General features: G+C 74.4%; 24 protein-coding genes. 16 read left to right on the top strand and 8 right to left on the bottom strand.

Annotated elements, in window-relative coordinates:
- Positions 1 to 125 precede the first annotated feature (125 nt).
- Positions 126 to 2,822: a pyruvate dehydrogenase (acetyl-transferring), homodimeric type gene (aceE, locus tag V6D49_RS21415; RefSeq protein ID WP_340562034.1), complete on the top strand. Its 2,697-nt coding sequence runs from the start codon at positions 126 to 128 to the stop codon at positions 2,820 to 2,822.
- 50 nt (positions 2,823 to 2,872) lie between these two features.
- Here the strand turns inward: aceE and V6D49_RS21410 are convergent, their stop codons facing one another.
- Both V6D49_RS21410 and V6D49_RS21405 read right to left on the bottom strand, forming a co-directional pair.
- Positions 2,873 to 3,010, bottom strand: a complete 138-nt coding sequence (locus V6D49_RS21410; RefSeq protein ID WP_191207634.1) for a methionine/alanine import family NSS transporter small subunit — start codon at positions 3,008 to 3,010, stop codon at positions 2,873 to 2,875.
- Positions 3,010 to 4,530, bottom strand: a complete 1,521-nt coding sequence (locus V6D49_RS21405) for a sodium-dependent transporter (protein ID WP_340562032.1) — start codon at positions 4,528 to 4,530, stop codon at positions 3,010 to 3,012. Before V6D49_RS21405 ends, V6D49_RS21410 begins: the two co-directional genes overlap by 1 nt.
- Positions 4,531 to 4,670: 140 nt before the next feature.
- On the opposite strand from V6D49_RS21405, the gene V6D49_RS21400 reads away from it, so the two are divergent.
- Positions 4,671 to 5,693: a helix-turn-helix transcriptional regulator gene (locus tag V6D49_RS21400; protein WP_340562030.1), complete on the top strand. Its 1,023-nt coding sequence runs from the start codon at positions 4,671 to 4,673 to the stop codon at positions 5,691 to 5,693.
- Here V6D49_RS21400 and V6D49_RS21395 read toward each other — a convergent pair whose 3' ends face one another.
- Positions 5,694 to 6,692, bottom strand: a complete 999-nt coding sequence (locus tag V6D49_RS21395; RefSeq protein WP_340562029.1) for an SDR family oxidoreductase — start codon at positions 6,690 to 6,692, stop codon at positions 5,694 to 5,696. It abuts the gene before it with no gap.
- Between the two features lie 155 nt (positions 6,693 to 6,847).
- Here V6D49_RS21395 and V6D49_RS21390 point away from each other — a divergent pair, with 155 nt between their 5' ends.
- The 6 genes from V6D49_RS21390 (at position 6,848) to V6D49_RS21365 (ending at position 12,873) form a co-directional block, all read left to right on the top strand.
- On the top strand, positions 6,848 to 7,369 hold the full coding sequence (locus V6D49_RS21390; protein ID WP_340564196.1) for a DUF4240 domain-containing protein: 522 nt from the start codon (positions 6,848 to 6,850) through the stop codon (positions 7,367 to 7,369).
- 211 nt (positions 7,370 to 7,580) lie between these two features.
- On the top strand, positions 7,581 to 8,954 hold the full coding sequence (locus V6D49_RS21385) for an NAD(P)/FAD-dependent oxidoreductase (protein WP_340562027.1): 1,374 nt from the start codon (positions 7,581 to 7,583) through the stop codon (positions 8,952 to 8,954).
- 168 nt (positions 8,955 to 9,122) lie between these two features.
- Entirely contained in the window at positions 9,123 to 10,154 is a 1,032-nt protein-coding gene (locus V6D49_RS21380; protein ID WP_340564194.1) for a phosphatidylinositol-specific phospholipase C domain-containing protein, read from the top strand.
- Positions 10,155 to 10,199: 45 nt separating this feature from the next.
- Positions 10,200 to 11,105, top strand: a complete 906-nt coding sequence (locus tag V6D49_RS21375; RefSeq protein ID WP_340562025.1) for a LysR family transcriptional regulator — start codon at positions 10,200 to 10,202, stop codon at positions 11,103 to 11,105.
- Between the two features lie 86 nt (positions 11,106 to 11,191).
- A complete protein-coding gene (locus V6D49_RS21370; RefSeq protein WP_340562024.1) occupies positions 11,192 to 11,767 on the top strand; it encodes a cysteine dioxygenase family protein in 576 nt (191 codons plus the stop codon).
- On the top strand, positions 11,767 to 12,873 hold the full coding sequence (locus V6D49_RS21365) for a YeiH family protein (protein WP_340562022.1): 1,107 nt from the start codon (positions 11,767 to 11,769) through the stop codon (positions 12,871 to 12,873). Before V6D49_RS21370 ends, V6D49_RS21365 begins: the two co-directional genes overlap by 1 nt.
- Before the next feature lie 12 nt (positions 12,874 to 12,885).
- Here the strand turns inward: V6D49_RS21365 and V6D49_RS21360 are convergent, their stop codons facing one another.
- Positions 12,886 to 13,251 carry an ArsC/Spx/MgsR family protein gene (locus V6D49_RS21360; protein WP_340562021.1) on the bottom strand — a complete coding sequence of 122 codons (366 nt, stop codon included), beginning with the start codon at positions 13,249 to 13,251 and terminating at the stop codon, positions 12,886 to 12,888.
- 184 nt (positions 13,252 to 13,435) lie between these two features.
- On the opposite strand from V6D49_RS21360, the gene V6D49_RS21355 reads away from it, so the two are divergent.
- Together V6D49_RS21355 and V6D49_RS21350 are read left to right on the top strand one after the other, a co-directional pair.
- Positions 13,436 to 13,879 (top strand): SPW repeat protein, encoded by a 444-nt coding sequence (locus V6D49_RS21355; RefSeq protein WP_340562019.1) that lies wholly within the window; start codon positions 13,436 to 13,438, stop codon positions 13,877 to 13,879.
- Between the two features lie 183 nt (positions 13,880 to 14,062).
- Complete coding sequence (locus V6D49_RS21350; protein WP_340562017.1) at positions 14,063 to 14,815, top strand: CPBP family intramembrane glutamic endopeptidase; 753 nt, start codon at positions 14,063 to 14,065, stop codon at positions 14,813 to 14,815.
- Here V6D49_RS21350 and V6D49_RS21345 read toward each other — a convergent pair.
- Positions 14,787 to 15,731, bottom strand: a complete 945-nt coding sequence (locus V6D49_RS21345; RefSeq protein ID WP_340562015.1) for a LysR family transcriptional regulator — start codon at positions 15,729 to 15,731, stop codon at positions 14,787 to 14,789. The genes V6D49_RS21350 and V6D49_RS21345 overlap by 29 nt on opposite strands.
- Positions 15,732 to 15,826: 95 nt before the next feature.
- Between V6D49_RS21345 and V6D49_RS21340 the strand changes: the two genes are divergently transcribed.
- The 3 genes from V6D49_RS21340 to V6D49_RS21330 are packed head-to-tail and all read left to right on the top strand — an operon-like array spanning position 15,827 to position 19,246.
- Positions 15,827 to 16,531 carry a succinate dehydrogenase cytochrome b subunit gene (locus tag V6D49_RS21340; RefSeq protein ID WP_340562014.1) on the top strand — a complete coding sequence of 235 codons (705 nt, stop codon included), beginning with the start codon at positions 15,827 to 15,829 and terminating at the stop codon, positions 16,529 to 16,531.
- A gap of 1 nt (position 16,532) precedes the next feature.
- On the top strand, positions 16,533 to 18,506 hold the full coding sequence (locus tag V6D49_RS21335; RefSeq protein WP_340562013.1) for a fumarate reductase/succinate dehydrogenase flavoprotein subunit: 1,974 nt from the start codon (positions 16,533 to 16,535) through the stop codon (positions 18,504 to 18,506).
- Positions 18,503 to 19,246 (top strand): succinate dehydrogenase/fumarate reductase iron-sulfur subunit, encoded by a 744-nt coding sequence (locus V6D49_RS21330; protein WP_340562011.1) that lies wholly within the window; start codon positions 18,503 to 18,505, stop codon positions 19,244 to 19,246. The genes V6D49_RS21335 and V6D49_RS21330 overlap by 4 nt, the downstream gene beginning before the upstream one ends.
- Positions 19,247 to 19,280: 34 nt before the next feature.
- Here the strand turns inward: V6D49_RS21330 and V6D49_RS21325 are convergent, their stop codons facing one another.
- The 3 genes from V6D49_RS21325 to V6D49_RS21315 form a co-directional block, all read right to left on the bottom strand.
- Complete coding sequence (locus V6D49_RS21325) at positions 19,281 to 20,045, bottom strand: alpha/beta hydrolase (protein ID WP_340562009.1); 765 nt, start codon at positions 20,043 to 20,045, stop codon at positions 19,281 to 19,283.
- 158 nt (positions 20,046 to 20,203) lie between these two features.
- Entirely contained in the window at positions 20,204 to 20,578 is a 375-nt protein-coding gene (locus V6D49_RS21320; RefSeq protein WP_340562007.1) for a hypothetical protein, read from the bottom strand.
- Positions 20,579 to 20,625: 47 nt separating this feature from the next.
- Positions 20,626 to 21,624: a sigma-70 family RNA polymerase sigma factor gene (locus V6D49_RS21315; RefSeq protein ID WP_340562005.1), complete on the bottom strand. Its 999-nt coding sequence runs from the start codon at positions 21,622 to 21,624 to the stop codon at positions 20,626 to 20,628.
- A 287-nt stretch (positions 21,625 to 21,911) separates the two neighbouring features.
- On the opposite strand from V6D49_RS21315, the gene V6D49_RS21310 reads away from it, so the two are divergent.
- From V6D49_RS21310 to V6D49_RS21300, 3 genes are read left to right on the top strand one after another with little or no spacing between them, the layout of a single operon-like run.
- Positions 21,912 to 22,790, top strand: a complete 879-nt coding sequence (locus tag V6D49_RS21310) for a HalD/BesD family halogenase (protein ID WP_340562003.1) — start codon at positions 21,912 to 21,914, stop codon at positions 22,788 to 22,790.
- 29 nt (positions 22,791 to 22,819) lie between these two features.
- Positions 22,820 to 23,644 (top strand): class I SAM-dependent methyltransferase, encoded by an 825-nt coding sequence (locus V6D49_RS21305; protein ID WP_340562001.1) that lies wholly within the window; start codon positions 22,820 to 22,822, stop codon positions 23,642 to 23,644.
- Positions 23,641 to 25,413 carry a choline/carnitine O-acyltransferase gene (locus tag V6D49_RS21300; RefSeq protein ID WP_340561999.1) on the top strand — a complete coding sequence of 591 codons (1,773 nt, stop codon included), beginning with the start codon at positions 23,641 to 23,643 and terminating at the stop codon, positions 25,411 to 25,413. Before V6D49_RS21305 ends, V6D49_RS21300 begins: the two co-directional genes overlap by 4 nt.
- Positions 25,414 to 25,505 lie beyond the last annotated feature (92 nt).

Genomic DNA, 25,505 nt, shown 5'->3' with positions numbered 1-25,505 from the left:
TTTTCGGCTCCCAGGCTTTGATCGATCATCGATCGAGGCTTATCGTCATCGGCGCGGGCTCACCCCTGTCCTGCCCTGCACCTTTCAGCCCCACCACCGTCCTCATCCCCGGAAGGCGGCCCACGATGACCCGTCCCGTACGCACCCCGGCGAGCGAGCTGGACCAGCTCCCCGACCGCGATCCGCAGGAGACCGCCGAATGGCGGGAGTCCCTGGACGCCGTGGCGGCCGAAGCCGGTCCGCAGCGCGCCGCCTACCTGGTGCGCCGGACGGTGGAGCACGCCCGGCACAGCGGCCTCGCCGTGCCGTCACTGCTGGAGACGGAGTACGTCAACACGATCCCCACCGCCGCCGAGCCGGAGCTGCCCGGCGACACGGAGATGGAGACCCGCATCACGGCCTGGAACCGCTGGAACGCCGCCGCCATGGTGACGCGCGGCAGCCGGTACGGCGTCGGCGGCCACATCGCCACCTACGCCTCGGCGGCCTGGCTCTACGAGACGGGCTTCCAGCACTTCTTCCGCGGCAAGGAGGACCCGGAGCGGCACGGCTCCGGTGACCAGCTCTACATCCAGGGCCACGCCTCCCCCGGCATCTACGCCCGCGCCTTCCTGGAGGGCCGGATCACCGAGGAGAACCTGGACCACTTCCGCCAGGAGGCCGGTGGCAAGGGCCTGCCGTCCTACCCGCACCCCCGGCGGCTGCCGTGGCTGTGGGAGTTCCCGACCGTCTCGATGGGCCTCGGTCCGCTTTCGGCCGTCTACCAGGCGCGGTTCAACCGCTACCTGGAGCACCGGGGCATCAAGGACACCAGCCGCAGCCACGTCTGGGCGTTCCTCGGCGACGGCGAGATGGACGAGCCGGAGTCGACGGCCGCCCTCGCGCTCGCCGCCCGCGAGCAGCTCGACAACCTGACCTTCGTCATCAACTGCAACCTCCAGCGCCTCGACGGCCCCGTCCGCGCCAACTTCAAGATCGTGCAGGAGCTGGAGGCCCAGTTCCGCGCGGCGGGCTGGAACGTCGTGAAGTCGCTGTGGGGCTCGGCCTGGGACGAGCTGATCCGGCTCGACACCACCGGTGCGCTGCTGCGCCGCCTGCGCGAGGTGCCGGACGCCCAGTTCCAGACGTACGCCACCCGCGACGCCGCCTACATCCGCGAGCACTTCTTCGGCGCCGATCCGGCCCTCGCCGAGCTGGCGAAGCGGCTGTCGGACGCGAAGATCGCCGAGTGCTTCCACACCTCCCGCGCGGGCCACGAGCCGCGCAAGGTGTACGCGGCCTACCGGGCGGCCGTGGAGCACCGGGGCGCGCCGACCGTCGTCCTGGCCCAGACGGTCAAGGGCTGGACGCTGGGCCCCGGCTTCGAGTCGCGCAACGCCAACCACCAGATGAAGAAGCTCTCCGGCAAGGAGTTCCGCGCCATGCGGGACCTGCTGGAGCTGCCGATCCCGGACGCGAAGCTGGACGACGAGCTGGTGCCCTACGCGCACCCGGGCGCCGACAGCCCCGAGGTGCGCTACCTGCGGGAGCGACGCGCCGAATTGGGCGGCCCGGCACCGGCCCGCAGGGTCCACCCGGTGGCGCTGCCGGCCCCGGCCGACCGCCCCTTCGCCGCGCTCGCCAAGGGCAGCGGCAACCAGGAGATCGCCACCACCATGGCGTTCGTCCGGCTGGTGAAGGACCTGATGCGGGACAAGGAGACCGGCAAGCGCTGGGTGCCGATCGTCCCGGACGAGGCGCGCACCTTCGGCATGGAGGCGCTGTTCCCCTCCGCCGGCATCTACTCACCGCTGGGCCAGACGTACGAGCCGGTCGACCGCGACCAGCTGATGTACTACAAGGAGGCCAAGGACGGGCAGATCCTCAACGAGGGGATCACCGAGGCCGGCGCCATGGCCGACTTCACGGCGGCGGCGACGTCGTACGCCACCCACGGCGAGCCGATGATCCCGTTCTACATCTTCTACTCGATGTTCGGCTGGCAGCGCACCGCCGACCAGTTCTGGGCGCTGGGCGACCAGCTCGGCCGAGGGTTCGTGGTCGGCGCGACGGCGGGCCGCACGACGCTCACGGGCGAGGGCCTCCAGCACGCCGACGGCCACTCGCACCTGATCGCGGCGACGAACCCGGCGGCGCTGAACTACGACCCGGCCTTCGCGTACGAGATCGGCGTCATCGTCAAGGACGGCCTGCGCCGCATGTACGGGGAAAACCCCGAGGACGTCTTCTACTACCTGACGGTCTACAACGAGCCCAAGCCGCAGCCCGCCATGCCCGAGGGGGTCGAGGAGGGCATCGTCAAGGGGCTCTACCGCTTCAACCGGGGAAGCGTCCAGAACCCCGAGAAGCCCGACGCCGACGTTCCGCGCGTCCAGCTGCTCGGCTCGGGCACGGCGATCCACTGGGTCCTGGAGGCGCAGCGGCTGCTGGCCGAGGAGTGGGGCGTCGCGGCGGACGTGTGGTCGGCGACGTCGTGGGGCGAGCTGCGCCGCGACGCGCTGGAGTGCGACGCCGCCGCGCTGCGCGGCGAGGAGCGCACCCCGTACGTCACGCGGGTCCTGCAGGACGCGCCGGGGCCGGTACTGGCGGTCAGCGACTGGATGCGGCAGGTGCCGGACCAGATCAGCCAGTGGGTGCCGGGCGACTACTCCTCGCTGGGCACGGACGGCTTCGGCCTGTCCGACACGCGGGAGAACGCCCGCCGGCACTTCGGCGTGGACGCGCGGTCCGTCACCGTCGCGGCGCTGGCGCGGCTGGCCCGGCGCGGTGAGGTGAAGCAGGAGACCGTCCGCGAGGCCGCCGAACGCTACGGCCTGGCCTGATCCGTGGCACACGTGGGGCCGCGACCCGGTGGTCGCGGCCCCACGACGCGTCAGATGGAGTGCTCCTCCGGGGACTCGGGAGGCAGCTCGACCTCGGGGTGGCCGCGCAGTTTGAGGATGGCCAGGGCGAGCCCGCCCCACACGACCACGATCGACACGATCAGCATCACGATGGCGCTGGCGGACATCAGGCACTCCTCTTCTCGTCGTCCACGTCCGGCGGGACCTCCGCGCCGCGACGCCAGGGGATCAGGGACAGGACGATCCCGATGAGCAGGGCGCCACCGGCCACGCCCCAGCCCGCCCAGGCCAGGAAGCTGCTCGGGTAGTCCCCGTAGTTCTCGTCGAGCTCCTGCGCGAGGGAGTCGATGAGCATCAGCCCGAGCACGATCGGCGTGATGATCCCCAGACACAGCTTCCACCAGCGGCCCAGCTTGACCGCGGAGGTGGCGTCGGCGTCGCGCTGCAGGACGGGCAGCTTGCGCAGGAGCCAGGCGACGACGATGACGGAGATGAGCGAGGCGAGGGCGATCCCGTACCGGTTGATGAACCGGTCGGCGGCGTCCAGCAGGTACAGCCCGCCGTTGGTCGGGTAGAGCAGCAGGGAGACGAGCGCCACCAGCGTGCCCACCATCAGCACCGAGACGAGCCGGCTGACCCGCAGCCGTTCCTGCACGGCCGCGACGATGACCTGCATGATGCTGATGAGCGACGTCCACCCGGCAACCACCAGCGACAGGAAGAACAGCACGCCGAAGAAGCCGCCCCACGGCATCTCCGAGATGATCGTGGGGAAGGCGACGAAGGCGAGCCCGAGTCCGCCCTCGGTCTCGAAGACCGCGCCGCCGCTGCTCGCCGCGAGGAAGCCGAGGGTGGCGAAGACGCCGATGCCGGCGAGGATCTCGAAGGAGCTGTTGGCGAAGCCCGCGACCAGGGCGGAGCCGGTGAGGTCCGAGCGCCGTCCCAGGTAGGAGGCATAGGTGATCATGATGCCGAAGCCGACGGACAGCGAGAAGAAGATCTGGCCGTAGGCCGCCACCCAGACGTCCCCGTCGGTCAACGCGTCCCAGTCGGGGGTGAACAGAGCGTCCAGGCCCAGATCGGCGCCTTCCAGGGTGAGGGCCCGGACGACGAGGACGACGAAGAAGATGATCAGCAGCGGAATGAAGATCTTCGCCGCCGTCTCGATCCCGTGCCGGATGCCGAGGGCCAGCGTGATCAGGACCGTGACCCAGATCGCCAGGAGCGGCCAGAAGACGCCGCCCACGTAGCCGCCGAGCTCGCCGGGGGTGTCGCCCACCTGGAGGAAGGTCCCGAACAGGAAGCCCTCCGCGTCGTCCCCCCAGCTCTGCCCGACGGAGAAGCCGACGTAGCGCAGGGCCCAGGCGAGGATGAGGGCGTAGTAGGTGGCGATGACGAAGCAGATCGCCACCTGCCACCAGCCGATGAACTGCGCCGGGCGGCCGAGCCGGAGGTAGGAGGCCGGTGCGGAGCCCCGGTAGCGCCGCCCGATCGTGTATTCCATGATCAGCAGCGGCAGACCGGCCGTCACCAGGGCGATCAGGTACGGCAGCATGAACGCCCCGCCGCCGTTGCGGTACGCCTCGGCCGGGAAACGCCAGATGTTGCCCAGGCCGACCGCCGAGCCGATCGCGGCCAAAAGGAAGCCCGTTCGGCTGCCCCACCTCTCGCGGGGTTGATCGCTCATCATCCAGATCCCCTTGTGACGGAATGCATGGGTATGGGTCTTTTGCACGCTAGCAGCGGCCTGTGACCGCCGCCCGCGGACACGCGTGCCGTACGCCCGCCCGCGCGCCCGCCGCTGACGGACCGGCACAATGCCCGGTTATGCGGGCCGCACGACTCATCAGACTGGTACTGCTCCTTCAGAACCGGCGGGCGATGACGGCCGCCGAACTGGCCGCCGAACTGGAGGTGTCACGGCGCACGGTCGTGCGGGACGTCGCGGCGCTCTCGGAGGCCGGGGTGCCGGTCTACGCCGACCGGGGCCGGGCGGGCGGCTACCGCCTGATCGGCGGATACCGCACCCGGCTGACGGGGCTGGGACGGGACGAGGCGGAGGCGCTGTTCCTCTCCGGCGTGCCGAGCGCCCTGCGCGACCTCGGCCTGGCGGACGCGGCGTCGGCCGCGGAGCTGAAGGTGCTCGCCGCGCTCGACCCGCACCTGGGCGACGCCCGGCGCAGCGTCGCCCAGCGCTTCCACCTCGACGCGCCGGGCTGGTGGCAGGAGCCGACGGCGCCTCAGCTGCTCCCCCGGCTCGCCGACGCCGTCTGGGACGACCGGCGGGTGACGGTCCGCTACCGGCGGCGGGACACGACGGTGCTGCGGACGCTGGAGCCGTACGGGCTCGTGCTGAAGGCCGGCGTCTGGTACCTCGCGGCCCGCGTGCCGGCCCCCGACACGGAGCCGCCCGGGGAGGGGGCCTTCCGCGTGTACCGGGTGGACCGGCTGGTCTCGGTCGTGGCGGAGGAGGAGCGGTTCGGTCGGGAGGAGGGCTTCGAACTGCCCGCGTTCTGGGCCCGGCGGGCGTCGGCGTTCGCCCGCTCGCTGCTGCGCGAGGAGGTCGTCGTGCGGCTGACGGAGTCCGGGGCGCAGCGGCTGCGGTACGTGCACAGCGACCGGACGGCGGCCGACGAGGCGCTCGCCGCCGGGGAGCGCACGGAGCGGGGCGGGCGGAACGTCGTGACGGTCACGCTGCCCGTCGAGTCGCTGGACGTGGCGTTCGGGGAGCTGTTCACGCTCGGCCCCGAGGTGGAGGTCCTGGCCCCGGACGCCCTGCGGGAACGTTTCGCGGAGGCCGCCCGCCGCATGGCGGCGCTCTACACCGACGTGCGGCGGGCGGGCCCCTGACTAGCGGTACTTCTCCGGGTCCGGGCGCGGCCCGGCCGCGTCCCCGGCCTCCTCGTGCGCGTGCAGGTCGAGCAGGTAGGCCCACGCGTCCGGCTGTGAGCCGTCCGTGTCGGTCACGCCGTACTCCCGGGCCAGCGAGGCGCTGGAGAGGGACCGGCCGTTGAAGCGGGCCCGGTCCGGGTCGGCGGCGAGCGCCGCGAGACCTCGGGCCAGGTAGCGCGGTGTCTCGGAGACGGCGAAGTCCGGATTCTGCCGCGCGCCCTCGCGCCAGCTGTCCTCGGTCACCTTGAAGTGGGTGTCGAGCATGGTCTCCGAGCGCAGCCAGCCGGGGGTGACCACCACGGCCGTCGCGCCGTGGGCGGGCAGCTCCCGGGCCAGGCCGTGGGCGATGCGCAGCGGCGCGCTCTTGGCCAGGTCGTAGTAGAGGGGCTCGCGGTAGCGGCGGTTGTACTCGGCGGTGCCGTCCGTGACCTCCACGACGAGGCCGCCGGGCTCACGGATGAGGAGCGGGATCGCGTAGTGGCTGGTGACGAGGTGGGTCTCGACGCCCAGCCGCAGCGCCCGCAGCCCGTCGCGCAGGTCGTGCTCCCACATCGGCCGGCCCCAGCCGATGAGGTGGTCGCCGCCCCAGATGTCGTTGACGAGGACGTCGAGCCGGCCCCGCTCCCGCTCGATCCTGGCGACGGTGGCCTCGACCTGGGCGGGGTCCAGGTGGTCGGTGGGAACGGCGATGCCCGTACCGCCGGCGGCGGTGACCAGCTCGGCCGTCTCCTCGATCGTCTCCGTGGCCCGTCCGACCTCGCTCACGTGCCGGCGCGTCGTGCGGCCGGTCGCGTAGACCGTGGCCCCGGCCCGGCCCAGCTCGACGGCGGTGGCCCGGCCGGCCCCGCGCGTCGCGCCCGCGACGAGGGCGACCCGTCCCCGCAGCGGCCGGTCGGCGTCCTGCGGCGGTTTCGACCCGTCGGCGTTCCGCTGCGGGGTGGTGCTGTGTTCCGTCATGCCCGATTCGCTCCTTACGTCGGCTTCAGCGCACACGTTCGCACCGAAAGGAGCCATCCACTGTCGCGATTCCCGTGTTTTCCGGGAGACCTTCGGCCAGCCGGGGGACTGCGCGTGCGGCCGGACGTCCCGGGGCTGATGCTGGTCGGGTGACGATGCACGAGGACGAGTTCTGGGAGCTGATCGACGGCGCCCGCACGGCGGCCGAGGGCGACCCGGACGAACAGGCGGAGCTGCTGGTCGAGCGGCTGACGGAGCTCGATCCGGAGACCGTCACCGACTTCGCACGGCACTTCGAGGCCCGGTACCGGCGGGCGTACCGGTGGGACGTGTGGGGCGCCGCCTGGGTCCTGCTGGACGGCGCGAGCGACGACGTCTTCGACGCGTTCCGCTGCTGGCTGATCGGGCAGGGCCGCAAGGTCTTCGAAGGCGCGCTGCACCGCGACCCCGACGCCCTGGCCGAGCTGCTGGAGGACTTCGACCCCGAGGTCGACGGCGACGCCGAGGAGCTGGGCTTCGCGGCGGACGAGGCGTACGAGGAGCTCCTGGGCACCGAAGTGCCCGAGCTGGGCCTGCCCGACCCGCCGCGCGAGCCGGAGGGCACCCCGCTGAACTTCGAGGACGACCGGGTCCTGGCGGAGCGCTTCCCCCAGCTCTGGGCCCGGTTCCGCAGCTGAGACCCCGCCCCCGACGCGTGCCGTGGGCCGGTGCGGCCCACCCGTGCGACCGCTGTGCGCCCGTGCCCTGTCCATGCGCGTGTCCGCCGCATCCCGTAGGTCCGTAGGGTCGAACGGCGCTGGAGCTTTGGCGGAGCCCCGCAGGGGGCATGAGCCGGACAGCGCGACCGTCACACCGCCGCACAACGGTTCCCGACCCCGGGGAGGGCACGTGCTCAGCGCTGCACGCACACGTCGCACGGACGGCGCGGACGTCGCGGACGTCGCGGACGTCATCGTCATAGGAGCCGGGCTCGCCGGGCTCGCGGTGGCCCGCAGGCTGGTGAGAGCCGGGCTCACCGTCACCGTGCTGGAGGCCGCCGCGGGGATCGGCGGACGGCTGGCGACCGACGAGGTGGACGGCTTCCTGCTCGACCACGGCGGACGGTTCCTCTGCGCGGACTGGCCCGAGCTAACCGGGACGCCGGGACTGGAGGCGCTGGCGCTGCGGCCGCTGGCCCCCGGCGTGGTGATCCGCAGCACCGAGCGCACGGCGCGGATCAGCGGGGCCCGCGCCGTCCGGCCCGTGCCGGGGACGGCCGCTACCGTGCCGGGCGTCGGAAGCACAGGAGGCGCACGCCACCCGGCGCGCGCCCTCACCAGTGCGCTGGACGCCGCCCGGCTGCGGAACCAGCTCGCCCGGCTGGCCACCACGCCGCCCGCGCGGCTCCTGGCCCGCGCCGACCTGCCCGCCGGGCAGGCCCTGGCCGCGCGCGGCGTGCCCGCGCGCGTGGTCGAGGCCATGCTGCGCCCGCTGGTCGGCGCCCTGCTGTGCGACCCGGAGCTCACGACGTCCAGCCGGGTCGTCGACCTGGCGCTGCGCTCGTTCGCGCGGGCCGGGCTGTGCCTGCCGGCGGGCGGTGCGGCGGCCGTGCCCCGGCTGCTGGCGGCCGGGCTGCCGCGCGGCACCGTGCGCACCGGGGTGCGGGCCGTCGCCGTCTCGGCGAACGCGGTCGAGACGGCGGACCACGGCACGCTCGGCTGCCGCGCCGTCGTCATCGCCACCGGCGCCCCCGACGCCGCGCGGCTGCTGCCGGGGCTGCGGGTACCGGACTTCCACCCCGTCACCGTGCTGCACCACGCCGCCGACGCCGCCCCGCCCGGCGTCGGCGGGGCCCTCGTCCTCGACGCCGACCGGCGCGGCCCCGTGGCGCACTCCGTGGTGGCCTCCGCCGTCGACCCCTCCCGCGCGCTGCCCGGCCGCACCCTGGTGACGTCCGTGGTGCTGGGCCGTGAGGCGGCCGACCCGCCGGGCGTGCTGGACAAGGCGGCGCGCCGTCAACTGAGCGCGCTGCACGGCGTGGACGCCGACGCCTGGGAGCTGGTGGGCGCCCACCACCGGGCGCACGCGGCACCCGCCGTGCCCGCGCCGCACGACGCCCACCGCGCGGTCCGGGTGCTCACGGGGCTGTACGTGTGCGGCGACCACCGTGACGTCGGGACGCCGCAGGGTGCGCTGCGGTCGGCCGCCCGGGCGGCGGACGCCGTGTGCCGGGACTTCGGTGTCCGCAGCCCGGCCGCCCCGGCCGGCGCGGCCGCCGCGTAGCCGGGGGCCGGGGGCCGTCACCGGGCCGCCGCACCGGGGCGGCGGCCCGGCGCGACGGCCCGGGGCCGTCACTCCCCGGCCACCCGACCTCTGCCCAACTGATGGGTAACTGCCTTAGCCTTGCGCTGACTTGGTCTCCCCCACCAGCGAAGGCGGCTCCCCGTGCGCATGTCCTCGTCCCTGGCCGCGGCGGCCCTCCTGGCCGCCGCCGTCGCCGTTCCGGCCCACGCCGACCCCCGCACGTCCGACGCCGGCTCCCTGTCCTACGCCCAGAGCACCGGCGTGGGCGTGCACAACGCCTACGAGCAGAGCCGCTACTCCTACCTCGCCGACGCCCTCGACTCGGGCGCGGCGATGCTCGAACTCGACGTGTGGACCAACGGCTTCGGCGTCGGCTGGCGGGTGGCCCACAACACCCCGCTGTGGAACGAGAACAACTGCGTCGACGCCACCACCGCCGCCGAACTGCGGACCGGGAGCCGCAACCAGGACCTCGCCGGCTGCCTCGCGGACCTGCGCGCCTGGCACGACGCCGACCCCGGCCACCGTCCGGTCCTGCTGAAGATCGAGCTGAAGGACGGCTTCAACGGCACCGGCGGACGCGGTCCCGCCGCGTTCGACGCCCTGGTGCAACGCGAGCTGGGCGACGCCCTCTTCCGGCCCGCCGACCTGCTGGGCGCGCACGCCACGCTGGACGACGCCGCCCGCGCGGGCGGGTGGCCCACGCGGGAGGCACTGGCCGGGAAGTTCCTGATCCACCTCATACCGGGGACGGTCGAGCAGGGCAACCCGTTCGACTCGCTGTGGACCGACGTCGAGTACGCCCGGCACCTGCGGGCCCTGGCGGCGGCGGGCACGATCGAGCGCGCCGTCGCGTTCCCGGCGGTGCTGCGGGCGGAGCCCGGCGACCCGAGGGCCCGTTACGCGGACGCGGGGCTGCGGCCCTGGTTCGTCGTGTTCGACGGGGACGCCTCCGCGTACGCCGCCGGCGCGATCGACACCGGCTGGTACGCCGACCGGGGCTACCTGCTGGTCATGACCGACGCCCACGCCGTCCCGCCCGCCGTCGACGCCCGCAACCCGACGGAGGCCGAGGCGCGGGAGCGCGTGAGCGAGCTGGCGCGCGCCCACGCCACCGTCGTCAGCTCCGACTGGACGCCCCTCCCCCAGGTCCTCGGCACCGTCCTGCCGCGCGGCTGACGACGCCCCCTGCGGTGGGGGGCCGGGCCCGATTATCGTTCGGGCATGTTCGAATCGCGGCACATCAAGACCTTCCACGAGGTCGTGCGGACCGGGTCGTACACCGCCGCCGCCCGGGCGCTCGGCTACACCCAGCCCGCGATCACCCAGCAGATCAAGGCGCTCGAACGGGCCGTCGGCGCACCGCTGTTCGTCCGGGTCGGTCGGCGCATGCGGCTCACCGAGGCCGGGGAGACGCTGGCGCGGCACGCGGGCGTCATCCTGGACACGATGGCCGTCGCGCACCAGCAGATGCGGGCGCTGCAAGGGCTGCGGACCGGGCGGGTGCGGGTGTGCGCGTTCCCCAGCGCGGGGGCGACCCTCGTCCCGGAGGCGCTGGCGCGGCTGACGGCGGGCCGCGCCGGGGTCCGCGTCGAGCTCCAGGAGAGCGAACCGCCGGACTCCCTGCACCGCGTGGTGCGGGGCGCGTGCGACATCGCGCTGGCCTTCACCTATCCCGGGCTGCACGAGGAGGTGCCGCCGGAGCTGGTGGAGATCCCGCTGCTGGAGGACCAGTTGACGGTCCTGCTGCCCGCCGGGCACGCCATGGCCCGCCGCCGGGCGGTGAGGCTCGCGGAGCTGGCGGACGAGCGCTGGATCGCGGGCTGTCTGCGCTGCCGGACCAACTTCCTTCACGAGTGCGCCGAGTTGGGCTTCGCCCCCGACATCGTCTTCACCACGGACGACAACCTGGTGGTGCAGAGCCTGGTCGCCGAGGGGCTGGGCATCGCGATGATGCCGGGGCTCGTGCTGTCGTTCCTGGTGCACCGCAAGGTCGTCGGCCGGGCCATGGACCCCGCTTCGCGACGCCAGATATCCGCTTATGTGCTGCGCGAGCACCTGGAGGTGCCGGCCACGGCGCTCGTGCTTGACGAGCTGAGATCCGTGGCGGCGAACCGGGTCGGTTGCTGACCCTCCCTCGTTCCATAAGCGGGGATTGGGGGAACGCGAAAGAACCCTCGTTGGACGTGATGACCGGGTGGCGGGACGCTGCGGTCATGACCCCCTCAACCGACTCCACCGCCTTCGGAACCCGCACCACCGACCGTCTCACCGGTCTGGTCGACGAGATCCGCGACGTCGTCGGCCGGGGCCTGCCGCCCGACATCACCGCCTACCTCGTGGGCGAGCGGCTCGGCCCCCACCTGGGCGCCGGTGACCTGCTCACGCCGCAGCAGCGCGAGGGCGACCCCGAGCACTACCGCCAGCACCTCCTGCACGCCGAGCCGGGCGGCGGGTTCTCCGTCGTGGCGCTGGTGTGGCTCCCCGGGCAGCGCACGTCGGTGCACGACCACGTCTCCTGGTGCGTGACCGGTGTCCACGAGGGCGAGGAGCGGGAACGCCGCTACCGGCTCGTGCCCGCGACGACGAACGGCGGCCGGGCCCGTCTCGTCGCCACCGAGGAGGTGGTGAACCCGCGCGGCGCCGTGTGCGGCTTCGCCCCTCCCGGCGACATCCACCGGGTGTGGAACGGGTGCGCGGACACCGCGATATCCCTGCACGTCTACGGCGCCGACATCTCCCGGCTGGGCACCAGCGTCCGGCGCGTCTACGACGTCCCCGCCGACCGCTGATGGCGGCACCGGCCGCCCGCGCCGACGCGCCGCGCGGCGCCCGGTGGGCCGTTCGGCGCGGCGCGGGGCACGGCGCGGGGCGAGGCGTCCGGGGGAAGGCGGGCGGGCCGGAGCGCGCGGCCGGGCCGCTGCCGGGGCTCGCCCTCGTCGCGGCGGGCGTCACCGCCGCGTGGGGCGTGCATCTGCTGGTGCCGGCGGTGCCCGTGCTCACCGCCGCGATCGTCCTCGGCGTGGCCGTCGCCCACCTGCCGCGTGTGGGCCGCTTCGTGCGAGGCCGGGGGCGGCGCGGGCTCTCGCTGGCCGGGCGGCGCCTCATGCGGGTCGGCATCGTGCTCCTCGGCCTCGAACTGAGCCTCGGCCAGGTGCTGGAGCTGGGCTGGGGGACGGCCACGATGGTGCTCGGCGTGGTCGTCGCGACCTTCTTCGGCACTCTCTGGCTGGGGCGCAGACTGGGGCTGACAGGCGATCAGCCGCTGCTCGTGGCGACCGGCTACGCGATCTGCGGCGCGTCCGCGATCGGGGCCGTGAGCGAGGTCCGACGCAGCGACGAGCGGGACGTCGCGGCCTCCGTCGCGCTGGTGACGCTGTGCGGGACGCTGGCCATCGCCGTCCTGCCGCTGCTGCACCAGCCGCTGGGGCTGAGCGACGCGGAGTTCGGGCGCTGGGTGGGGGCCGGCGTCCACGACGTGGGGCAGGTCGTGGCGACGGCGCAGACCGCCGGGTCGGCGGCCCTGGGCGAGGCCGTGCTGGTGAAGCTCCTGCGCGTCGTCCTGCTCGCCCCGCTGGTCGCGGTGCTGGCCGGCGTGGTGGCGCGACACCGCACCGGCCGTGCGGCGGGGGTGCGGCGTCCGCCGCTGCTGCCGCTGTTCGTCGCCGGATTCCTCGCCGCCGCCGCCCTGCGCACCACCGGCGTCCTCCCGGCGGGCCTGCTGGACGGCGCCGCCACGGTCCGCGAGGTCCTGCTCGCCGCCGCGCTGTTCGGCCTCGGCAGCGGCGTCTTCCTGCCCACGCTGACCGGAACGGGACGCCGCATGGCCGCCCTGGGGGCGGCCGCCTGGGTCGTCGTCGCGGGGCTGTCGTACGGGGGCGTGCTGCTGACGGCGTGACGCGGCCGGGGCTCACGCCCGGCGGCGCAGGGCCTCCCGCACGGCGTCGTCGGTGCGGGCCACGAGGGCGGTGCCGTCGTCGGCCGTGATGATCGGCCGCTGGATCAGGCGCGGGTGGGCGGCCAGCGCCGCCGTCCACTTCGGCCGGGTCTCCGCGTCGCGCGGCCAGTCCCGCAGCCCCAGGTCCCGCGCCACCGGCTCCTGGACGCGGGTGATGTCCCACGGTTCGAGGCCGAGTCGGGCGAGGACGGCCTCCAGTTCGGCCTCGCTCGGCGGGTCCTCCAGGTACCGGCGGACCGTGTATCCGGCTCCGGCCGCGTCCAGCTCGGTGAGGGCGCCGCGGCACTTCGAGCAGGAGGGGTTGATCCAGATCTCCATGCGGACCAATCTACGGCGCCGACGCCCGCTCCCCGCACCGGCCGGACAGGATCGGAACGACGCGCGAGGCTACCAGCAGGTAGGTCACGGTTTCACCGGAAAAGTATCGATCTGGTCTTGTCAGGCGCACAATGAAAGCGCGGCCAAGGCTTGCGTATCCAAGCTCTGAAGGGGGCGAGTCGAAATGGCCTCAGTCTCACACCGGCGGGGTGACCTGGCCGGTCACCCCGACGCCACCGAAATGCGGGAACGCTACGACCGCGTGCTCGGTGGCAAGGACGTGGCGCTGGTGGACGGGCCGGTCTTCCTGCTCGGTCTGTACTGCGCCGTGTCCCCCTGGGTCGTGCACTTCTCCGGCAACCAGGCGTCGCTGACGACCCACAACCTCATCATCGGTATCGCCCTCGGGCTGATGGCCCTCGGCTTCACCATGGCACCGGCCCGGATGTACGGCCTGAGCTGGGCCATCTGCGCCGTCGGCGCATGGCTCGTCATCTCACCGTGGGTGGTCGGAACCAGCCCGGACGCGGGCGTCATCCTGAACCAGGTCATCGTCGGCGGTATCGCCTTCCTCCTGGGGCTGGCCTGCGCCGCGACGGCGATGCGCGTCAAGCGGGCGAACGGCTAGCCGGAGCCGTCCCGCACGGAGCGGGACGGCGGCCCGTCTCTTCGCGAACGTTCACCCATCCCTCCAAGGCGGACAGGAGGTCCCTCACCGGCGGCGCCGCTCCCCTCTCCAGCCCGATGCGGAGCGGCGCCGCCGCCTGTCCGGACCGGCGGGCGGGGGACCGACCGCCGTAGGCTCTCCCGCATGGCTCTGCGGACCATCCCGGCGGTGGGAGCGGCACTCGGCATCCTCGGCGCGGCCCAGTGGCTCGGCATCCGGTCACCCCCGCGCGCCGTCCCCGGCGTCTCGGTCACGGCGACGGCCGCGCTGCTCGGCGTCGCCCGCGCGGCGGGGCTGGGCCGCGACGACCTCGGCCTCGCGCCGTCCCGGCTGCGGGCGGGCGCGCGGCTCGGGGGCGCGCCCGCCGCCGCCGTGGGCGTCGGCTACGCCGTCGGCGCGGCGCTGCCGGTGACGCGCGCGCTGTTCGCGGACCGCAGGGCCGCCCGGACGTTCCCCGGCGCGCTGCGCCAGGCCTGCGTCGACGTTCCGCTCGGCACCGTCCTGCTGGAGGAGACCGGCTTCCGGGCCGTACTGCCCGCCCTGCTGCGGGAACGGTGCGGCCCGGCGGGTGCGGACGCCGTCGCGGCCGTCCTGTTCGGGCTGTGGCACGTCCTGCCGTCCGCCGCACTGGTCGAGGCGAACCCGGCCCTGGCCCGTGCTTCCGGGGGCGGCGCACGCCCCGGCCGGGCCGCCACGGCGGCGGGCAACGTCGTGGTCACCGCCGCCGGGGGCGCGTTGTTCGGGCTGCTGCGGCGGCGCAGCGGCAGCCTGCTGGCCCCGGCCCTGACACACACCGCGCTCAACGCGTTCGGCTACCTCGCGGCGTACGCCGTGCGGCGCGCCGGGGCCCCGTCCCGCGCCGGTGGCGTCAGCCCTCCGGGTCCGGCCGGGGGCTGACCCCGGGGGCGCCGGGAGGGGGCCCGGCGAGGTGGTCGGCGAGGTGGTCGGCGAGGATGCGCCGCAGCTCCCGCGCCGCCCGGGGCGGGGAGACGTCCGCGCGGTGCGCCACCGAGACCGTGCGGTGCAGTCCCGGCGGGGCCAGCGGCGTCGTCCGCAGCCCCGAGCGGTCGGCCACCATGCGCGGCACGACGGCGAGCCCGAGCCCGGCGCGGACGAAGCCGAGCACGGCGTCCATCTCGCCGCCCTCCACGCTGAACCGGGGCTCGAATCCGGCCGCGCGGCACGCGGAGAGCGTCAGCTCCCGCAGGTCGTAGCCGTGCCGGAACATCACCAGCGGCCGGTCCCGCAACTCGGCGACGTGCAGCCGCTTCCCGGTGGTGGGCGCGGGCCCGGCCGGGGCCGACACGACGACCAGTTCCTCCCGCAGCAGCTCCGCCGTGACGAGGGCGGGCGCCTGGCCGGGCAGCGGGGTGATGACGAGGGCCAGGTCCAGCTCCCCGGCGGCCAGCACGGCGACCAGATCGCGCGAGCCGCCCTCGTGCACGAGGAGTTCCACGCCCGGGTAGCGGTCGTGGAAGACGCGCAGCACGTCCGGCACGACGCTGGCGCACAGGCTGGGCGGCGCGCCGAGCCGGACCCGGCCGCGCCGCAGCAGGGCGACCTCCTGCACCTCCCGGCGTGCGGTCTCCGTGTCGGCGAGGATGCGGCGGGCCAGGGGCAGCAGCGCCTCCCCGGCGTCGGTGAGGGTCACGTGCCCGCGCGCCCGGTGGAACAGCTCCGTGCCCAGCTCCCGCTCCAGTGCGCGGATCTGCTGGGAGAGCGAGGGCTGGGCGACGTGCTCGCGCTGGGCGGCGCGGGTGAAGTGCCGGGTGTCGGCCACGGCGGCGAAGTAGCGGAGCTGCTGGAGCTGCATGCGCCCATGCTAGGAGGTGTCATAGGCCATGCCTATCGTTATGAGCTGGTTCATGTCTTGGACGGATCACGGTCGGCGCTTCTAGCGTCATCGGCATGGCACCGGCGACGAGGACCGACACCCGTCCCTCCACCGTGACGCTGATCTGGCGCACGACCGTGGGCAAGAAGGCCGTCATGGCCGTGACCGGCGTGGCGATGCTGCTGTATCTGGTCGTGCACATGCTGGGCAACCTCAAGATCTTCTTCGGCCCCGGGGACTTCAACGGGTACGCGCACTGGCTGCGTACCATCGGCGAACCCTTCCTGCGCTACGAGTGGTTCCTGTGGTTCGCCCGGGCGGGCCTGCTGGCGTCCGTCGTGCTGCACGGCCTGGCGGCGTACCAGCTGACCCGGCTCGACCGGGCGGCCCGTCCGGTCGCCTACGTGCACCGGGACGCCCGCCGCGACTACGCCACCCGCACGATGCGCTGGGGCGGCGTGATCCTCGCGCTGTTCGTGGTCTGGCACATCCTCGACCTCACGACGGGCACGGTGAACCCGCGCGGCGAGGCCGGCAACCCGTACGGGAACGTCGTCGCCACGTTCAGCACCTGGTACGGCAACACGATCTACTGCGTGGCCATGCTCGCCGTGGGGCTGCACGTGCGGCACGGCCTGCTCAGCGCCGGACGCACACTCGGCGCCGTCGGCCGCCGCTCCCAGCACGCCGTGCGCGTCGCCTCGGAGACGCTCGCCCTCACCCTGACCGCCGGATTCCTCGCCGTCCCCCTCGCCGTCATGACCGGAGTGGTGAACTGAGATGACGTCCACGCCCGCACCCCCCGAGCAGGCCGCCTACCGCGTCGGTGCGCCGCTGCGCGACACCGCCGTGCCCGACGGGCCGCTCGCCGAACGCTGGGACCGGCGCCGCTTCGAGGCGCGGCTGGTGAGCCCGGCCGCCCGACGGCGGCACACCGTCATCGTCGTCGGCACCGGCCTGGCGGGCAGCGCGGCCGGCGCGACCCTGGCCGAGCAGGGCTACCGCGTCGAGCAGTTCTGCTTCCAGGACTCCCCGCGCCGCGCCCACTCCATCGCCGCGCAGGGCGGCATCAACGCCGCCAAGAACTACCGCAACGACGGCGACTCCGTACGGCGGCTCTTCCACGACACCGTCAAGGGCGGCGACTTCCGCGCCCGCGAGTCCAACGTCCACCGGCTGGCGCAGGTCTCGGCGGAGATCATCGACCAGTGCGTCGCCCAGGGCGTGCCCTTCGCCCGCGAGTACGGCGGGCTGCTCGACACCCGCTCCTTCGGCGGCGCGCAGGTCTCGCGCACCTTCTACGCCCGGGGCCAGACCGGCCAGCAGCTCCTGCTCGGCGCCTACCAGGCGCTGTCCCGGCAGATCGCGGCCGGCACCGTGACCATGCACGCGCGCACGGAGATGCTGGACCTCGTCGTCATCGACGGCCGGGCGCGCGGCATCATCACCCGCGACCTCGTGAACGGACGGATCGACACCTACCTCGCCGACGCCGTCGTCCTCGCCACCGGCGGCTACGGCAACGTCTTCTACCTCTCCACCAACGCCAAGAACTCCAACGCCACCGCCATCTGGCGGGCCCACCGGCGCGGCGCGCACTTCGCGAACCCCTGCTTCACCCAGATCCACCCCACCTGCATCCCGCGCTCCGGCGAGCACCAGGCGAAGCTGACGCTGATGAGCGAGTCGCTGCGCAACGACGGCCGCATCTGGGTGCCGGTGACGCCGGGCGACGCCCGCCCGGCGCACGAGATCCCCGAGGACGAGCGCGACTACTACCTGGAGCGCCTCTACCCGGCCTTCGGCAACCTCGTCCCGCGCGACATCGCCTCCCGGGCGGCGAAGAACGTGTGCGACGACGGCCGGGGCGTGGGCCCCGGCGGCCAGGGCGTGTACCTGGACTTCGCCGACGCACTCGCGCGGCTCGGCCGCGCGGCGATCGAGGAGCGGTACGGGAACCTCTTCGAGATGTACGAGCGCATCACCGGCGAGAACCCGTACGAGGTGCCGATGCGCATCTACCCGGCCATCCACTACACGATGGGCGGTCTGTGGGTGGACTACGACCTCCAGACCACCGTCCCCGGCCTGTTCGCCATCGGCGAGGCCAACTTCTCCGACCACGGAGCGAACCGGCTCGGGGCCTCCGCGCTCATGCAGGGGCTGGCCGACGGCTACTTCGTCCTGCCACCCGTCCTCGGCGACTACCTGGCGCGGCTGCCGCGCGGCGCGGCGTGGCAGGTGGACGAGGACCACCCGGCCGTGCGGGAGGCCATGTTCGCCGTCACCGACCGGCAGTACGCGCTGCTGTCCAACAACGGCGACCGCACCGCCGACTCCTTCCACCGCGAACTCGGCGCCCTGCTGTGGGACCGGTGCGGCATGGCCCGGGACGCGGACGGGCTGCGGCACGCCCTCACCCGCATCCCGGAGCTGCGCGAGGAGTTCTGGCGCCGCGTGCGGGTACCGGGCAGCGGCACCGAGGTCAACCAGTCGCTGGAGCGGGCCGGACGCATCGCCGACCACCTGGAGCTGGCCGAGCTGATGTGCCTGGACGCCCTGCACCGCGCCGAGTCCTGCGGCGGCCACTTCCGCACGGAGAGCCGGACCGAGGACGGCGAGGCCGCCCGCCGGGACGAGGAGTTCTCCTACGTCGCCGCGTGGGAGTTCACCGGCACCGGCCGGCCACCCGTGCTCCACCGCGAGCAGCTGGCCTTCGACCACGTCCACCCCACCCGACGGAGCTACGCATGAGGCTCACCCTGCGCGTCTGGCGACAGGCCGGCCCGGACACCCCCGGCCGGATGGCCCGCTACGAGGTCGCCGACGTCTCCCCCGACATGTCCTTCCTCGAAGTGCTCGACGTCCTCAACGAGGAGCTGACCCTGCGCGGGGAGGAGCCCGTGGCGTTCGACCACGACTGCCGGGAGGGCATCTGCGGGGCCTGCGGCGTGGTCGTGAACGGGCAGGCCCACGGACCGGAACGCACGACGGCCTGCCAGCTCCACATGCGGCACTTCTCCGACGGCGACACCATCGACGTCGAACCGTGGCGGGCGGCGGCCTTCCCCGTCGTCAAGGACCTCATGGTCGACCGCTCGGCGCTCGACCGCATCGTCGCCTCCGGCGGCTACGTCACCGCCCCCACCGGCAGCGCCCCCGAGGCGCACGCCACGCCGGTGCCCAAGGAGGACGCCGAGCGGGCGTTCGAGAACGCCGCGTGCATCGGCTGCGGCGCCTGCGTGGCCGCGTGCCCGAACGGCTCCGCCATGCTGTTCACCGCCGCCAAGGCCGAGCACCTGGGCGCGTTGCCGCAGGGGCGGGTGGAGGGGGACCGGCGCGTGCTGGCCATGGTGGAAACGATGGACGCGGAGGGCTTCGGCGGCTGCACCAACACCGGCGCGTGCGCGACGGCCTGCCCCAAGGGCATCCCGCTGCCCTCGATCGCCGCGATGAACCGCAGCTTCCTGTCGGCGGCGCGCCGGGCCCGCTGAGCCGCCGCGCACCGGGACGCCCACCGCCGGACGCTCAGCCCTCCCGGCCCCGCTCCCGCCCGGCGCCCCCGACGGGCGTGGGGGCCGGGGCGCCGGTGAGGACGTCCCGGGGCGTCAGCAGCGTGGCCGGGGCTCCGGCGGGCGGGCCGAGCGCCGCCGCGACCCTCGGCGGCATGGCGGCGGGATCGAGCAGCCCCCGGGTCACGGCGGCGGTCAGGGCGTGCCAGTCCCCCGCGCGGCGCAGCATCGCGTGGTCGCTGCCCGCCAGGACGACGCCGCAGGCGCGGGCCCCGGCCGCGCGGGCCCGGGCGGCGAGGCTCCAGGTGCCCCGGGGATCGGTCATGCGGTCGCTCTCGTCGTGCAGCAGGACCAGGCTGCGCCCCGCGAGGTGGTCGACGGGCTCACCGGCCGGGCACCACGGAGCGAGCCCGACGACGCCGCGCACCCGCGGGTGGCCGCCGACGCGCAGCGCGGCCCGGCCGCCCATGGAGTGCCCCACCAGCACGACCGGCACGTCCCCGAGCTCCTCCAGGAGGGCGTCCAGCGCCACCTCGGCGTCCCGGGCGGCGTCCGCCCGCTCGCCGTTCCAGCCTCGGTGGCGGTAGCGCACGCGCGCGACGACGGGCCGCTCGGCCGCGCAGGACCGGGCGACGGCCCGGGCGAAGGGCCGCATCCGCAGACCGGGCAGGTTCCAGCGCGGGGGCGGCTCCAGCGCGTCCGAGCGCCCCCCGTGCAGGAGCAGTACGAGGGCGCCGGGGCGCTCGGGGCGTACGGAGGTCGCGTAGCGAGGATGATCCACCGGTGGGCTGCCTAACTGTCCGGGGCGGGCGCGCTGCGCGGTGCAGCGTATCCACCAACGACCACACCGGTGATTCGGTGCCCGGGGCCCGGCGGACGGGTCCGGATCGTGCCGGGCCGGACGGGCGAGCGGCGGCGCGCCCCGCGTCGGCGGCGGGCTCAGCGCCCGCGTGGGGTGCGCAGCAGCGCGGCCAGCGTGAGGGAGCCCCAGCCCACCGACACGGCCACGGCGGCCCAGCGCCTGCCCCCGCGCGGGAGCGTGGCACCGAGCAGCGCGGCGTCCCCGAAGTCCGCCGCGACGCGCAGGGCCGTGGCCGTCCGCAGCGTCCGCTCGTCGCGGGCGGCGAGCATCGCCAGGCCGCTCGCGGCGTCACGCCACACCAGGGGGCGCAGCGAGACCGCCGTGTGCGGCGCCGTCCGCCCCTCGGCGTCCACCAGGCCGGCCGACCGGGCCAGCAGCTGGGGGCGGGCGGTGAGCAGCAGCCCGTACGCGGTCGTGGCGGCCCCGATCAGCCGCAGGAGTTTCGTGTCCACCGTCGCCTTCCCTGTGTCGTGTGTCGCGTGTCGTGCGCCGGGCCGCGTCACCCTCGGTCGGCCGGGAGGAACTCCGGCAGGCCGAAGGTGGCGAACAGCCGCGTGTCGAAGAAGGCGGCGACGTGCGAGACGCCGCCCTGCGAGAGCGTGAGGACCTGGAGGTGGAAGGGCCGGTAGGTGCCGTCCTCCGCCAGCATGTAGAGGCCGAAGGCGGGCTGGCCGTTGGAGCCGGCCGGGATGAGCCTCATCTCGCCGGGGCCGCCCGGGCAACGGGTTCCGATGAGCTCGCCGACGGCGGCCTGCCCCTGGTACCAGCCGGTGAACGGCGGCATCTCCCAGACGACCTCCTGGCTGAGGAGCTTGACGATCTCCGCGACGTCCTTCACCTCGAACGCGGCGACGTAGCGCTCCAGCAGCTCGCGCCGCTCCCCCTGACTCGGCTCGGTCACCGTGTCCTCGGCGGGCGCGACCTGCTTGAGCTGGGCGCGGGCGCGCTGCAGGGCGCTGTTCACCGACGCCGTCGAGGTCTCCAGCAGCTCGGCGACCTCGGCGGCCCGCCACTTGAGGACGTCCCGCAGCAGCAGGACGGCGCGCTGCCGGGCCGGCAGGTGCTGCAGGGCGGCCACGAACGCCAGGCGGATGCTCTCCCGGGAGGTGACGACGGCCGCCGGGTCGGCGCCGTCGGCACCGACCAGGGCGTCGGGCACGGGCTCCAGCCACGGCACCTCGCCCTGCTCGACCAGCTCGTCCGAGGGGTCGGAGCTGGGCGCGCCCAGACCGGTGGGCAGCGGGCGCCTGCTGCGGCTCTCCAGGGCGTCGAGGCAGGTGTTGGTGGCGATCCGGTGCAGCCAGGTACGCATCGAGGAGCGGCCCTCGAAGCGGTCGTACGCGCGCCAGGCCCGCAGGTAGGTCTCCTGCACGAGGTCCTCGGCGTCGTGCACGGAGCCCAGCATGCGGTAGCAGTGGGCCAGCAGCTCCCGCCGGAAGGGGTCCGCCAGGCGGGGGAAGTCCTCGCCGACCCGGGTCTTCGTCGGGTTCTCCGCCATCGTCCCGCCCTCTCGTCGCCCGGAATCTCCGGTTGGTGTCGCGATGCCCGCCATCCTTGCAGAAGGCACTGACAACGGCCCGCGCTGAACGGCGCCGGCGGTACCGGAGCCGCCCCGGCGCACTCCGGCCCGCGAGAGGGGTTCACCGTGCGGAGGCAAGCCATCGGCACAGTGTGACGTGTCACAGACAAGCACGCGTGCCTGTGGGAACTTCAACTCCATTACCCCTCAGTACAGTTGCCGGACCAACGGCTCGCGACGCCCTGCCCGCGCCCGGAGAGGACCGCATGAGCACCCTGGAAGGCACGACCTCCGCCACCCTCGAGGGCATCGTCGACACCTCGCGGTACCCGCTGACGGACCTCGGGAACGCCGCGGGCCGGGCGATCCTGGCCCGCGCGCGCCGGGAGCTGGCCACGGACGGCTGCACCGTCCTGCCCGACTTCGTCCGCCCCGACCTGCGCGAGGTGCTGCGGCGTGAGGGCGCCGCCATGGCCCCACAGGCCTACTTCGACGTCGAGACCGTCAACGTCTACAACGTCGACGTCGGCGCCGAACTGCCCGAGGGGCACCCCGGCCGCCGCACGTTCCGGCGGGGCAACGCCTTCGTCGCCCGGGACCGCGTACCGGAGGACGCCCTCATCAGCCGCCTCTACTCCCACCCCGTCTTCCAGCGGTTCGTCGCCGCCTGCTTCGGGCTCCCCGCCCTGCACGAGCTGGCCGACCCGCTGTCCGGACTCGTCCTCAACGTGATCGCGCCCGGCATGGAACACCCCTGGCACTTCGACACCAACGAGTTCACCGTCAGCATGCTGACCCAGGAGCCGCAGACGGGCGGCGTCTTCGAGTACTGTCCGGGCATCCGATCCGCCGAGGACGAGCGCTTCGAGGACGTGCGCGCCGTCCTCGACGGCCGGGGTGAGCGGCTGGTCCGCCGGCTCCCCCTGCACCCCGGGGACCTCCAGCTCTTCCAGGGGCGCTACGCGCTCCACCGGGTCAGCCCCGTGGGCGGCGACACCGCCCGGCACTCGGCCATCTTCGCGTACAGCGAGCGCCCCGGGGTGATCGGCAGCGTCGCCCGCACCCGGCAGCTCTTCGGCCGCGTCCTGCCCGCACACCTGGCGGCCGAGGGCCGCGCCGTCCGGGGCGACCGGCTGCTCGACTGACACCCACCGCACTCACGGAGGCCGTCCCTGTGCGTTTCGACGCGACCGGCAAAGTCTCGCTCGACCACATCTACACCCAGCCCGACCCGCGCCCCTACTTCACCGCGCTCCGCCCGCTCGGCTACACCGTCCCGCAGCACGCCAAGCCCTACTTCGCCAAGCTGGTCCGGGAGTACCGCGACACCCACGGCGTCGCGGTACCGCAGGTGCTGGACATCGGCTGCTCGTACGGCATCAACGCCGCGCTGCTGAAGCAGGACACGACGATGGAGGCGCTGTACGAGCACTACGCCCCCGGCGGCGAGGACCGGCGCACCCGCGCCGAACTCCTGGCCGAGGACCGCGCGCGGGCGCGCACCCGGCGCCCGGCCCCCGTCCGGGTCGTCGGGCTGGACACCTCCGCCGAAGCCCTGTCCTACGCGGTGCGGGCCGGCCACCTCGACGACGCCGTCCACGCCGACCTGGAGCAGGAGGAACCCACGGCCGCGCAGCGGGAGCTCCTCGCGGGCACCGACCTGGTCGTCTCCACCGGCTGCCTCGGCTACGTCACCGAGCGCACCCTCACCCGCGTCGTCGCGGCGCAGGGCGGCCGCCGCCCGTGGATGGCCCACTTCGTGCTGCGGATGTTCCCCTTCGACCCCATCGCGCGGGCCCTGGCCGAGCTCGGCTACCGCACCACCCGCGTCGAGGGCCTCTTCCCGCAGCGGCGCTTCGCCTCCCCGCAGGAGCAGGACCGCGTGCTGGCCGGCATGGCGGCCGCGGGCGTGCCGCCCGGCGACCTCGAAGCGGACGGCTGGTTCGCCGCACAGCTTTTCCTCTCCCGTCCCGACGAACCGAAACGAGAGCGTCCTTGAAGAGCGTCTTCGCCCGCGAGGCCGAGCTGCCGCGCGTCCCCCTGCCCACCCTTGAGGAGAGCTGCGAGCGCTTCCTCAGCTGGTGCGCACCGCTGCTGACCGACGAGGAACTGGCCGCCACCGAGGCGGAGGTGGCGGCCTTCCAGGGGCCGGGCGGCCCCGGCCCCGAGCTGCACGCGGCCCTGAGCGCGTACGACGCGAGCGAGGGCGTGCACAGCTGGCTCGACACGTTCTGGCCCTACCGCTACCTCGGCCGCCGGGACCGGATCGCGCTGAACGCCAACTTCTTCTTCCTGTTCGAGGACGCCGAAGCGGCCCAGGTGCCGCGCGCCGCCGGCCTCGTCGCAGCGGCCCTCGACCACAAGCGGCGGCTCGACGACGACCTCGTGCCGCCCGCGACGCAGCGCGGCGTGCCGCAGTCCATGGTCCAGGGCGCCTACCTGTTCTCCACCACCCGCATCCCCGGCGCCGAGCAGGACACCGTCCGCGCCCCGTGGAGCGAGGCGTGGCCGGGGCCGTCCGACGCGCGCCACATCGTCGTGCTGCACCGGGGCCACCTGGTGCGCATGGACGTCCTCGGCCCCGACGGCGTCCCGCACAGCCTGGCGGACCTCGAAGCCGGACTGCGGCACGTGATGCGGACGGCCGCCGCCCCGGAGCCCTTCCCCGTCGGCCATCTCACCACCCTGGCGCGGGCCGAGTGGGCGAGCGCGCGGGCCTCCCTCCAGGCCCTCGACCCGGGCAACGCCGAGGCGCTGGAGGACATCGAGACCGCGCTGTTCTGCCTCTGCCTGGAGGACGTCGCCCCCGCCGGGGCCAAGGCAGCCTGCGACGAGCTGCTGCACGGTGACCGGGGCAACCGCTGGTTCGACAAGGCGGTGTCGCTGGTGGTGTTCGCCGACGGCCGCGCGGGCGTCAACGTCGAGCACTGCGAGCTGGACGGCACGACCGTCCTCGGCTTCGTCGACGCCCTGCTGGAGAGCCCCGCCGAGGAGCGTGCCCGCGCGCTGGGGGCCCGGTCGCAGGGCCTGCCCGCCGTGGCACCGCTCGACTTCACCCTGGACGCCGCGCTGCGCGCCCGCGTCACCGGGGCCGCCGCCTCCTTCGCCGAGCACGGCGCCGCCACGGCCACCGCCACCGTCGCGTTCGACGACTTCGGCAGCACCGCCGCCAAGGCCCTCGGTGTCTCCCCCGACGCCTTCGTCCAGTGCGCCTACCAGCTCGCGCACCAGCGCGCGAAGGGGCACCTGGGCGCGACGTACGAGTCGATCGCGACCCGCCAGTACCGCTACGGGCGCACCGAGGCGATGCGCGTCGTCACCCCGGAGATGCGGCGGTTCGTGAGCGCGATGGAGGACCGGGGGGCCGACGCGGAGACCCGCCGCGCCGCCTTCCACGCGGCCGCCGGGGCCCACGTGGCCCGGGCCCGGCAGTGCCAGGCCGGCCAGGCGCCCGAGCAGCACCTGTGGGAGCTGGAGCTGATCCAGCGCCGCCGGGGCGGCCCGCAGCCCGCCCTGTTCCGCTCACCCGGCTGGCTGACGATGCGCGCCGACTACCTGAGCACCAGCTCCGCACCCTCCACCCACATCCAGTACTTCGGCTTCGGTTCGACGAGCCCGCAGTGCATCGGCGTGGCGTACGTGCTGCTCCCCGACCGCTTCCACGTCTACCTGAGCACGCCCCGGCCGGTCGCCGCCGCGATGGAGACCTTCGCCGACGCCCTGCGCGAGGCCGTCGCCCAGCTGCGCGCCCTGCTCTCGCCGTCCTGACCGCGTGCTGACTGCGCCCTGACCGCGTGCTGACCCCCGGTCGGCCGCCCCGCTGCGGGGCGGCCGACCGGCCACTTTCTGGCCTGTCCGAG

The sequence above is a fragment of the Streptomyces sp. GSL17-111 genome (genome assembly GCF_037911585.1).
Classification (GTDB): domain Bacteria; phylum Actinomycetota; class Actinomycetes; order Streptomycetales; family Streptomycetaceae; genus Streptomyces.
Note: the sequence above shows the minus strand (reverse complement) of the source record. Positions and strands in the feature narration are given on the sequence as shown.

Bases quoted from the DNA above. Each gene is read 5' to 3' on its own strand.
- aceE (WP_340562034.1), top strand. From the start codon at position 126: ATGACCCGTCCCGTACGCACCCCGGCGAGCGAGCTGGACCAGCTCCCC.
- V6D49_RS21410 (WP_191207634.1), bottom strand. From the start codon at position 3,010: ATGTCCGCCAGCGCCATCGTGATGCTGATCGTGTCGATCGTGGTCGTG.
- V6D49_RS21405 (WP_340562032.1), bottom strand. From the start codon at position 4,530: ATGAGCGATCAACCCCGCGAGAGGTGGGGCAGCCGAACGGGCTTCCTT.
- V6D49_RS21400 (WP_340562030.1), top strand. From the start codon at position 4,671: ATGCGGGCCGCACGACTCATCAGACTGGTACTGCTCCTTCAGAACCGG.
- V6D49_RS21395 (WP_340562029.1), bottom strand. From the start codon at position 6,692: ATGACGGAACACAGCACCACCCCGCAGCGGAACGCCGACGGGTCGAAA.
- V6D49_RS21390 (WP_340564196.1), top strand. From the start codon at position 6,848: ATGCACGAGGACGAGTTCTGGGAGCTGATCGACGGCGCCCGCACGGCG.
- V6D49_RS21380 (WP_340564194.1), top strand. From the start codon at position 9,123: ATGTCCTCGTCCCTGGCCGCGGCGGCCCTCCTGGCCGCCGCCGTCGCC.
- V6D49_RS21375 (WP_340562025.1), top strand. From the start codon at position 10,200: ATGTTCGAATCGCGGCACATCAAGACCTTCCACGAGGTCGTGCGGACC.
- V6D49_RS21370 (WP_340562024.1), top strand. From the start codon at position 11,192: ATGACCCCCTCAACCGACTCCACCGCCTTCGGAACCCGCACCACCGAC.
- V6D49_RS21365 (WP_340562022.1), top strand. From the start codon at position 11,767: ATGGCGGCACCGGCCGCCCGCGCCGACGCGCCGCGCGGCGCCCGGTGG.
- V6D49_RS21360 (WP_340562021.1), bottom strand. From the start codon at position 13,251: ATGGAGATCTGGATCAACCCCTCCTGCTCGAAGTGCCGCGGCGCCCTC.
- V6D49_RS21355 (WP_340562019.1), top strand. From the start codon at position 13,436: ATGGCCTCAGTCTCACACCGGCGGGGTGACCTGGCCGGTCACCCCGAC.
- V6D49_RS21350 (WP_340562017.1), top strand. From the start codon at position 14,063: ATGGCTCTGCGGACCATCCCGGCGGTGGGAGCGGCACTCGGCATCCTC.
- V6D49_RS21345 (WP_340562015.1), bottom strand. From the start codon at position 15,731: ATGCAGCTCCAGCAGCTCCGCTACTTCGCCGCCGTGGCCGACACCCGG.
- V6D49_RS21340 (WP_340562014.1), top strand. From the start codon at position 15,827: ATGGCACCGGCGACGAGGACCGACACCCGTCCCTCCACCGTGACGCTG.
- V6D49_RS21335 (WP_340562013.1), top strand. From the start codon at position 16,533: ATGACGTCCACGCCCGCACCCCCCGAGCAGGCCGCCTACCGCGTCGGT.
- V6D49_RS21330 (WP_340562011.1), top strand. From the start codon at position 18,503: ATGAGGCTCACCCTGCGCGTCTGGCGACAGGCCGGCCCGGACACCCCC.
- V6D49_RS21315 (WP_340562005.1), bottom strand. From the start codon at position 21,624: ATGGCGGAGAACCCGACGAAGACCCGGGTCGGCGAGGACTTCCCCCGC.
- V6D49_RS21310 (WP_340562003.1), top strand. From the start codon at position 21,912: ATGAGCACCCTGGAAGGCACGACCTCCGCCACCCTCGAGGGCATCGTC.